Below are 9,829 nucleotides of genomic sequence, written 5' to 3'. Positions count from 1 at the left end.
ACGTACCCCGCCGTGCGCACCTCGTCCACGATGCGGGCGTTGCGCGTTTCCCACGCCGCCAGTTCGCCCTCGTCAAAGGCGTTGTCCAGCGACAGCATGGGCGCCATGTGCGCCGTCTTTTCCAGCCGGCTGGCGGGCTCGGCGCCCACGCGGCCGGTGGGCGAGTCCGGCGTGCGGAGCTCGGGATGCTCCGCCTCCAGGCCCCGCAGCTCGCGAAAGAGGCGGTCGTACTCCGCATCCGCGAGCGTCGGCGCGTCCTGGACGTAGTACTCGTGGTTGGCCCGCTCCAGCGTTTCGCGCAGTTCGGCGGCACGGGCGGCTGCCTGCGGCGGGGCGGGGGTCATTCCGGTGGGGATGCGGGCGGTTCAGGTGCGGAGGGCGCCGGTGCCTCGGAGGACCCCGTTCCGGACGGCGCTGCGTCGGGCGGAGCCACGGTGGACGACGCCGCATCCGACAGAGCGGACGCGGATGAGGCGGCCCGCGGGGAACCGGCCTCCGGCGAGGGGTTGTCCGGGCCGGAGCCGTCGGATTCGCTCGCGCGCACCACGCGGTTGCGGCCGCCGTGCTTGGCCTGGTACAGCGCCTCGTCCGCCAGCTTCAGCAGCTCCTCGGGGCTGGACGCCACGCCGCCGGCCGCGCCGGCCACGCCGCACGACGTGGTCATGCGCACCACCACGGGGCCGTCGCGGTACACGTGCGCCTCCACCGCGGCGCGGACGCGCTCGGCAAAAGCCGCGGCCTCTTCCTCGTCCGTGTTGGGAAGAATGACGATGAACTCCTCGCCGCCGTACCGCCCCACCATGTCGATCTCCCTCGCCGTTTCGCGAAGGATGCGCGCCGTCTCGTACAGAATGACGTCGCCCGTGGGGTGCCCGTGCGTGTCGTTGACCGACTTGAACTTGTCCAGATCGATCATGGCCACAGCCAGCGGCTCCTCCGTGCGGCGCGCGCGCTCGAACTCGTCGTGCAGCAGCTCGTGCACGTGGCGGTGGTTGAAGAGCTCGGTGAGGCCGTCGGTGATGGACAGCTTCTTGAGCCGGATGTTGGCGTCCTCCAGCTCGCGGTTCTTCAGGTCCAGCTCGTCCTGCAGGCGCTTCACGCGGAGCATGGCCCGCATGCGGGCTTCCAGCTCGTTGAAGTTGTACGGCTTGCTGATGTAGTCGTCGGCCCCGCTCTCCAGCCCCTGCACCACGTCCTCGGTTTCCGTGAGCGCGGTTACCAGGATGATGGGGATGAAGGGGAGCGCCTCGTTGGCCTTGATGCGGCGCGCCACCTCGTGGCCGTCCATGCCGGGCATCATGACGTCCAGCAGGATCAAGTGCGGCGGCTGCTCCTCTACGCGCTCCAGCGCGGAGGGGCCGTTCATGGCGGTGATGACCTCGTACCCGCGCGACGAAAGTCGGGCGTTGAGGATTTCGACGTTGTCCTCAACGTCGTCCACCACCAGAATGCGCGTGGCGCCGCCTTCGGGCGCCTCGGCCGCTGCCGTCAAGCCGTGGCCTCCCGCCCGGAGCCGATGAACTTCTCCACCTCGGCCACCACGCGCCGCGGCTCGCACGGCTTGGCCAGGTAGCCGTCGCAGCCCACTTCCTGCGCCTTGGCGCGGTCCGTGGCCAGCGCGTGCGCCGTGAGGGCGATGATGGGGATTTCCGCCGTGGCGGGGTCGCCCTTGAGGATGCGCGTGGCCTCCCACCCGTCAATGAGCGGAATGCTGATGTCCATCAGGATCAGGTCCGGGTGGTCCTGGCGCGCCATGCGCACGCCGTCTTCGCCGTTGCGCGCCTCGATGACCTGATAGCCGAAATGCTCGAGGATCGTGCGGTAGACGGTCCGGTTGTCCTCGTTGTCTTCCACGAGCAGAACCGTCTTGCTGGAATCCGCCATCCTATGGTGCCTCCTGTCCGGTTAGCAGCCCGCTACCCGCGCGCCGTGGCGCTTCGCGGGCCAGACGATAATTATACCCCTGCGCGGGGGCGTGGCAAGGCTGCCTCCCCCCGGCCGGGCCGGGCTGCCCCGTGCCCGCATGGCACGCGCGTTGCCGCCGGCGGCGCGCACCGACTCCTTTCTTCTCACACGCATGCATTACGAAGAGCAGTCGCGGCGGCTCGGCATTCTGGGCGGCTTTGCGCTGGGCATCGCGTTCGGCGCCGGCGTGGGGCTGGTGCTGCGCCCCGGCGGCGCGCGGGGCGGCCGGTCCGCCGCCGTGCGCCGCGCCCGGGGGCTCAAGGCGCCCGCGGCCGAGGGGCGTCCCGGCCGCGCCGCCACCCACGGCGCCGCGGGCCGCATGGCCCGTTCGCGCTTCCGGCTGTAGCGGCCGGACGGCATTCCCCCGCCGGCCGCCCGGCGGCCCTGCACCCTTTTTCGCGCCAGAGCTGAATGCCGACCGATCCCAAGGACCTGGGCCCGCTGTTTCGCGAGCTGTTCCCCAACCGCCGCTTCGTCGTGGTGTCCAACCGCGAGCCGTACGAGCACAAGTGGTCGCAGGAGGTGGGGGAAATGGAGGTGCGCCGCCCCGCGGGCGGGCTCACCTCCGCGCTGGACCCGCTGCTGCAGGCCCTGGGCGGCATGTGGGTGGCCTGGGGCTCCGGCGAGGCCGACGCCGCCGCCGTGGACGGCGACCACCGCGTGCGCGTTCCGCCCGAAAACCCCAGCTACACCCTGCGCCGGGTGTGGCTGACGCACCACGACATCCACCGCTACTACCTGGGGTTCAGCAACCAGTTTCTGTGGCCGCTCTGCCACCTGCGCCCGGACCTTACCCGGGTGCGCTCCCGCTACTGGGAGCGCTACCGCCGCGTGAACCGGCGCTTCGCCGACGCGGTGCTGGAGGAGGTGCAGGGCAAGGAGGCGGCGATCTGGTTCCAGGACTATCACCTGGCGCTGGCGCCGCTGCTGGTGCGCGCCCGCCGGCCGGACCTTACCCTCGCGCACTTCTGGCACATCCCCTTTCCGCCCATCGACATCTTTCGGCTGGCGCCGCAGGCGGGGTACCTGCTGCGCGGCATGCTGGCCAACGACCTCATGGGCTTTCACCTCCCCATCTTCGCCGACAACTTCCTTCGCTGCGCGCGGCGGCTGGCGGGGGCGGAGGTGGACTGGGAGGCCCGTACGGCCACGCTGGACGGCCACACCTGCCAGGTGGGCTCGTTTCCCATCAGCATCGACATCGACCAGTTCCGGCAGGCGGCGCAGGCCGAGGGGGTGCAGGAGCAGATGGAGCGCATCCGCCAGCGGTACGCGCCGCGCGGCGGGGCCATCGGCATTGGCGTGGACCGGCTGGACTACAGCAAGGGCCTGCCTGAGAAGTTCAAGGCGCTGGAGTTTCTGTGGGACCGGTACCCCGAATACCGTGAGCGCTTCACCTTCATTCAGGTGGCGGTGCCCAGCCGCAGCGACATCGAGGCGTACGACGACCTGTCGCAGAAGGTGGACAGCCAGGTGCGCGAGATCAACGAGCGCTTCGGTACCGGCGACTGGCGCCCCATTCACCTGATCAAGCAGTCGCTGCCGGTGGACCGCCTCGCCATTCTGTACCGCACGGCGGACGTGTGCATCATCAGCTCGCTGCAGGACGGGATGAACCTGGTGGCCAAGGAGTACGTGGCCAGCCAGATCGACCGCAACGGTGTCCTCCTCCTTTCCCTCTTCGCCGGCGCGGCGGAGGAAATGACGGAGGCGTCGCACATCAACCCGTACGACCCCGAGGGGTGCGCTCTGCGCATCCGCGACGCGCTCACCCTTCCCGCCGAGGTGCGCGCGGAGGGAATGCGGCGCCAGCAGGAGGGGCTCACGGGGATCTACGACTGGATGGACGACCTCTTTCAGGCGTGGGGGCGCGCGGCGGCCGCCTCCGCGGCGGGGCGCCCGCCCATGGATCCCGCCGACGAGCCGTTCGAGGACGACGGGCCGTTCGCGGCGGGCTCCTGGGCCTCGGAGCGCGCCTGAGTTTCGGGGCGGACGGCTGAACCGCCCCGTCGCGTTCGGGGTCCATCATGGAACGGAAGAAGGCCCCGCGTGCGTCGCGGGGCCTTCTTTCGTCGCCGGTGCGGTCCCCAAACTCCCCACGCGGGGGCGGGCGAACGGCGGAGGGGCGCTCGGGGGGGATCGTTCTCTGCCTTTGTTCGGGAAAACATCCGGCGCGGTCATGCGGCAGGGATGTGGAGGGCGTGGGGGACGCCCTCGGCGCGCAGGAGGGCGGCGAGGGCGTCCACCTCGTCCGGGAGCGTTTCCAGCGCCAGGTTGCACCGGGCGCGGGCGGCGGGGGGCGCGGGAATCACCTGCACCGGCACCCCGTGCGCGCCCGCCACCTCCTCCGCCCACAGCGCGTGGTGCGTCGTTTCGAACGTAAAGACGGGGGTCACGGGGCCTCCCCGGCCACAGCGCGGCATGCGGCGCGCGGGCCATGCAAATCGTGGCGGCGTCTTGCGTTGCGCAACATTGGCGGTTACACTTTCTGCACAGGAAACACCATCCCAGAATGCGGCCCGGCACAGCGGCGGGCCGCATCTTCGTCCCGGTACCCCGGGGGATGGTGCGCGGCGTGGGACGCGCGCGCAAGCGGCGGGGGCGGCCGCGTCAGCTTTCGCCCGCCTCGCGCGTCTAACACTTCGGGCACCCCGGGTGTCCTTGCAACGGTTCCGCACGCAGACGCGCGCGGAGCGCCGCTCCCGCCCGGACGGGCGGAGCGGGTTGCCGCGCCTTTCACGACAGTGGAAGAGGGAGGGGGGATGGCGTCACGAGCCCCGGCGCGGGGGCGGGCGGACGCGGGCAGGGCAGGTTGGAGAGGGAGTTTCGCCGGCCTACTTGGAGGGCGGCGTAAAAACCAGGAGAAGAGCGGGATGACAAAACTTCGTGTGCTGCTGGTAGCGGCCCTCGCGCTGGCGCTTGCGCCGGCCGCGGCGCTCGCGCAGGCGGGAAGCATCCGGGGCAGGGTGGTCGAGCAGGGCTCGAACAACCCGCTCCAGGGTGTCACGGTGAGCGTGGTCGGGGGGACCCAGACCGTCGTCACCAACCAGGAGGGCCGCTTTGCCCTCAACGGCGTTCCGGCGGGCGCGCGCACCCTGCGCGCCAGCCGCATCGGCTTCGGCACGCAGAACCGCGCCGTGACGGTGGGCGCGCAGCCGGTGGAGGTGAACTTCACCCTGGCGACCGACGTGCTGGGCCTGGACGAGATCGTCGTCATCGGCTACGGCCAGACGGAGCGCCGCAACACCACCGGCGCGGTGTCGTCCATCCGCCCGGAAGTGACGCGGGACCTGCCCACCCCCACGGTGGCCGAGGTGCTGCAGGGCCGCGTGGCCGGCGTGCAGGTGGAGCAGAACTCGGGTACGCCCGGTTCGGCCATCAGCGTGCGCGTCCGCGGCGCGTCGTCCATTTCGGCCGGCAACCAGCCGCTGTACGTGGTGGACGGGGTGCCCCTCATTCAGGGTGACTTTTCGCCCTTTGGCGAGGACTTCCTGGGCGGCCAGGGCACCGACGCGCTGTCGGACCTGAACCCCAACGAGATCGCCTCCATCGAGGTGCTCAAGGACGCCAGCGCCGCCGCCATCTACGGCTCGCGCGCGTCCAACGGCGTGGTGCTCATCACCACCAAGCGCGGCCGCGCGGCCGAGCGCCCCGAGATCACGGTGAACTCGTACTACGGCGTGCAGGAAGCCTGGCGCCGCCCCGGATTCACCAACGCGCAGCAGTACCTGGCCGCCTACGACCAGGCATGGAAGAACGACCGCCTGGACGAGATCACCGGCGCCGGATCGCTGTTCGAGTACTACGGCTACGAGGTGGATCCGTCGGTGGACACCAACTGGCTGAACGAAGTGATGGGCACCGCGCCCATCTCGCAGACCTCCGCCTCCATCGCCGGCGGCACGGAGCGGGCCCGCTACTTCGTGAGCGGCACCATGTTCCAGCAGAACGGCATCGTGAAGCCCCAGGGCTACGACCGCCTGAACGGCCGCCTGAACCTGGACTTCACCGCCAGCTCGCGCCTGAACGTGGGCACCAGCGTGGCGCTGAGCCGTTCGGTGATGGACCGCGCCGCCTCGGACAACAGCGTGATCTCGCCCTTTGCCAACGCGATCGCCTCGGCTCCCATCGAGCCGGTGCGCGTGGACGGCGAGTTCAACGAGGGCTTCTTCTACGTGAACCCGGTGGCGCTGCGCCAGCACCAGACGCAGGAGCGCAACTTTCACGTGATCGGCAACGCGTTCGCCAACTACACGCTGGCGGAGGGCCTCACGGCGCGCCTTACGGCGGGCCTGGACCAGTACGCGCTGAACTCGTACCTGTACTACAGCCCGCTCCTGTTCCCGGGCAGCGGCTCGGGCGGCAGCAGCGTGTCGGCCAACACCACCGCGAGCAAGGTGCTGTTTGAAGGCACCATGAACTACGCCCGCGACTTTGGCGAGCGCCACGCCTTTACCGGCCTGCTGGGCGCCAGCTACGAGGACAACGACACCGAGAGCAGCTCGGTGCAGGGCTCGGGCTTCCCCACCAGCGCGTTCCGCTTCCTGAACTCGGCCTCGGTCATTTCGGCAGGCGGCAACGGGGTGACGGAGTACGGCATGCAGTCGGTGTTCGGCCGCCTGTCGGACACGTACGCCGACCGCCTGACCATGACGCTGAACGCCCGCGCCGACGCGTCGTCGCGCTTTGGCGAGAACAACCGCTGGGGCTTCTTCCCCTCGGCCGCGGTGCTGTACCGCTTTGGCGAGGAGCTGCTTTCCAAGCAGGAAACCATCAGCGACCTGGCGCTGCGCGCCAGCTACGGCCTGACGGGCAACCAGGAGGGGCTGGGCAACTTCGCCTCGCTGGCCCTGTTCGGCGGCGGCTGCTCCTACGCCGACGACGCCGGCATCTGCCCGGCGCAGCTGGGCAACCCGGACCTGAGCTGGGAAAAGACGACGCAGCTGAACCTGGGCGGCGACATCGCCTTCTTCCAGGACCGCCTGGGCCTGAGCTTTGACTGGTACCGCAAGAACACCACGGACCTGCTGCTGGCCCGTCCGGTTCCGTTCAGCACCGGCTTCGCGAACATCACCGAGAACATCGGCGCCATGCGCAACACCGGCGTGGAGCTGGCGGCGCGTGCGCAGATCGTGCGCGGCGCCCGTCCCGGCGCGCTGAACTGGACCTCGGAGCTGAACGTTTCGCGCAACCGCAACGAGGTCACCAAGCTGTACAACGGCCAGCCCATCGGCGGCCTGGTGCGCATTGAAGAAGGCAAGCCGCTGGGCTACTTCTACGCCCTGCGCGCCGACGGCCTGTTCCGCAACGAGGCCGACCTGTGCGTGAGCACCAACAGCTTCGAGGCGACCGCCGAGAGCTGCAAGGCGCTGGGCAAGGTGTTCCAGAGCGACGAAACCACGCTGGGCGACGTGCGCTTCGTGGACGTGAACGGCGACGGCCAGATCAACGACGAAGACCGCACCGACGTGGGCTCGCCGTGGCCGGAGTTCCAGGGCGGCTTCACCAACACGGTGACGTTCGGCGGGCTGGACGCCACGGTGTTCCTGCAGTTCAGCCGCGGCAACAAGGTGTTCAACGGCCTGCGCCAGTACACCGACAGCCCCGGCGGCTCGGGCGACAACCTGTCCACCCGCGTGCTGGACGCGTACTCGCCGGAGAACACCGACGGCACGCACCCGCGCCTGACCATTCTGGACCCCAACGGCAACGGCCAGGTCTCCAGCCGTTTCGTGGAAGACGGCTCGTACGCCCGCATCAAGAACGTGGTGGTGGGCTACCGCCTGCCGGACGCGCTCGCGCGCCGCGCCGGCGCCAGCCGCGCCCGCATCTACGTGCAGGGGCAGAACCTGGTGACGTGGACCAAGTACTCGGGCTTTGATCCGGAAGTGAACTACGCGGGTGACACCAGCGTCACGCGCGGGTACGACTTCTACACGCTTCCGCAGTCCCGCACCATTTCGGTCGGCTTCGACCTGGGCCTGTGAGAACTGGAGAAAGAATGAAACTCAGGCAGATCTCCCTCGGGCTCTTCGCGGCCGCGGCCCTGGCCGCCTGCGACAGCCCGCTGGACACCAATCCCACGGCCAGCATTCCGGCCGGCGAGGCGCTGGACACTCCGGAGGAAATCCGGGTCGCGGTCAACGGCATGTACGACGCGTACAGCGCCGGCGACTTTGACCGCAACCTGCTGATCTTCCCGGACCTGTACGCCGACAACTTCGGCTTCCAGGACACCTACACCTCCGACGAAGAGGTGTCGATCCGGACCATCCGCTCCACCAACACGGGGACGCGCGACCTGTGGCAGGTGCCGTACATCGCCATCAACCGCGCGAACAACGTGCTGGCGGCGCTGGACAAGGTGCAGGGGCTGAGCACCGCCGAGGCGAAGCAGTACCGCGGCGAGGCGCTGTTTGTGCGCGGCCACATGTACTTCGTGCTGGCCGAGTTCTTTGGCGGCGTGCCGCTGGTGACCACGCCCACCACCGTGGTGGGCTCGGCGAACAACATCGCGCGCAGCACCGAGGCGCAGACCTACACCCAGGCCGAGTCGGACCTTCGCGCGGCGCAGCCGCTGCTGCTGAACAACGATGAGGGCAGCCACGGGCGCGCCACCTGGGGCGCGGTCACGGCGCTGCTGGCGCGGGTGAACCTGTACAACCGGGACTGGGCGGACGCCCGCACCTTTGCGGCGCAGGTCATCAACTCGCACGAGTACGAGCTGGTGGAGAACTTTGGTGACATCTGGGACGAGCAGAACACCGAAGAATCCATCTTCGAGCTGCAGTACACGGTGAACGATCCGGGCCCGTTCGCGGGGTGGTTCCTGCCCGACGACGAGGGCGGCCGCGGCAGCTTCGTGGCGCTGAACGCGCTGCGGCTCAGCTTCGGCGCCACGTCGGCGCAGCGGAATGCCGACCAGCGCTACCTGGTGTCGTTCCTGGGCGGCTCGCAGTACATCGGCAAGTACTTCCGCATCGACAACGGCGACGACAACTACGTCATGCTGCGGCTGGCGGAGATGTACCTGATCCGTTCCGAGGCCGAGGCCCGTCTGGGCGGCAACCTGGCGCAGGCGCGCGCGGACATCGACATCGTGCGCGAGCGTGCCGGGCTGGACCCGCTGGATCCCGTGGCCGTGGCGAGCGCGCAGCAGGTGCTGCGGGCCAACCTGGCCGAGCGCCGCCGCGAGTTCGTGGCCGAGGGGCACCGGTTTTTTGACCTGCGCCGCTTCCGCGACGTGCTTCCGGAGATCGCCACCACGGTGACCAACCTGTACCGCGCGGACTTCCGCCTGTACTTCCCGATCCCGCAGGTGGAGATCGACGCCAACCCGCAGCTGAGCCAGAACCCCGGCTACTGAGCCGGCGGCTGACGGGTGATTGAAGAGAGCGCCCCTTCGCAAGAAGGGGCGTTCTTTTTTGGTGCGGGGGAGGGTGGGGAGGACCTGCAGGGAATAGGGAATAGGGGATGACCACTTGCGGAGGATGACTCGCGCAAGCCGCGCATTTGATAGGGGAGGCGCGAACTGCTATCAGGGCACCGGATGCGTTACATCAGCCGCACCGGGATTCCTCACCCGCCTCGGACTTTGAGCGTCATTCCGAGGAAGGCGCCGCGCAGCACCGTCCGCCACGCCAAGCTCTGGCGCCGACCGAAGAATCCCGCGCCACCGCATCCCATGCACGCCCGGTTGCGCGCCGCGCTCGGACCCTGCGGGTGCGGCGGGAGAGGCTGGAGCACGCCACGCCGGCCCGCGGCGCGGCGGACGCTTCGGTCCGGGATTGTTTAGTCGCGGATGACCGCGGTGCGGGGGAAAGCGCGGCGCACGCTCCTTCAGAATGACGCCCCAGCGCCGAGG

8 protein-coding genes are annotated in these 9,829 nt (G+C 69.6%); 4 read left to right on the top strand and 4 right to left on the bottom strand.

What is annotated here, in order from left to right:
* The 3 genes from VF665_RS24355 to VF665_RS24345 form a co-directional block, all read right to left on the bottom strand.
* On the bottom strand, positions 1 to 344 hold a 344-nt coding region (locus tag VF665_RS24355), incomplete at its 3' end, for a DNA ligase LigA-related protein (protein ID WP_331056091.1).
* Entirely contained in the window at positions 341 to 1,492 is a 1,152-nt protein-coding gene (locus tag VF665_RS24350; protein WP_331056090.1) for a diguanylate cyclase, read from the bottom strand. The genes VF665_RS24355 and VF665_RS24350, both read right to left, overlap by 4 nt.
* Positions 1,489 to 1,884, bottom strand: a complete 396-nt coding sequence (locus VF665_RS24345) for a response regulator (RefSeq protein ID WP_331056089.1) — start codon at positions 1,882 to 1,884, stop codon at positions 1,489 to 1,491. The genes VF665_RS24350 and VF665_RS24345 overlap by 4 nt, the downstream gene beginning before the upstream one ends.
* A gap of 139 nt (positions 1,885 to 2,023) precedes the next feature.
* Here VF665_RS24345 and VF665_RS24340 point away from each other — a divergent pair, with 139 nt between their 5' ends.
* Both VF665_RS24340 and VF665_RS24335 read left to right on the top strand, forming a co-directional pair.
* On the top strand, positions 2,024 to 2,311 hold the full coding sequence (locus VF665_RS24340; RefSeq protein WP_331056088.1) for a hypothetical protein: 288 nt from the start codon (positions 2,024 to 2,026) through the stop codon (positions 2,309 to 2,311).
* A gap of 65 nt (positions 2,312 to 2,376) precedes the next feature.
* Positions 2,377 to 3,945, top strand: a complete 1,569-nt coding sequence (locus VF665_RS24335; protein WP_331056087.1) for a trehalose-6-phosphate synthase — start codon at positions 2,377 to 2,379, stop codon at positions 3,943 to 3,945.
* Positions 3,946 to 4,142: 197 nt separating this feature from the next.
* Here the strand turns inward: VF665_RS24335 and VF665_RS24330 are convergent, their stop codons facing one another.
* A complete protein-coding gene (locus VF665_RS24330; RefSeq protein WP_331056086.1) occupies positions 4,143 to 4,361 on the bottom strand; it encodes a DUF3343 domain-containing protein in 219 nt (72 codons plus the stop codon).
* A 477-nt stretch (positions 4,362 to 4,838) separates the two neighbouring features.
* On the opposite strand from VF665_RS24330, the gene VF665_RS24325 reads away from it, so the two are divergent.
* Positions 4,839 to 7,952 carry a TonB-dependent receptor gene (locus VF665_RS24325; RefSeq protein WP_331056085.1) on the top strand — a complete coding sequence of 1,038 codons (3,114 nt, stop codon included), beginning with the start codon at positions 4,839 to 4,841 and terminating at the stop codon, positions 7,950 to 7,952.
* Between the two features lie 14 nt (positions 7,953 to 7,966).
* Positions 7,967 to 9,331: a RagB/SusD family nutrient uptake outer membrane protein gene (locus VF665_RS24320; protein ID WP_331056084.1), complete on the top strand. Its 1,365-nt coding sequence runs from the start codon at positions 7,967 to 7,969 to the stop codon at positions 9,329 to 9,331.
* Positions 9,332 to 9,829: the final 498 nt, after the last annotated feature.

Source organism: Longimicrobium sp., from assembly GCF_036387355.1.
In the GTDB taxonomy this organism is placed as follows: Bacteria; Gemmatimonadota; Gemmatimonadetes; order Longimicrobiales; family Longimicrobiaceae; genus Longimicrobium.
Note: the sequence above shows the minus strand (reverse complement) of the source record. Positions and strands in the feature narration are given on the sequence as shown.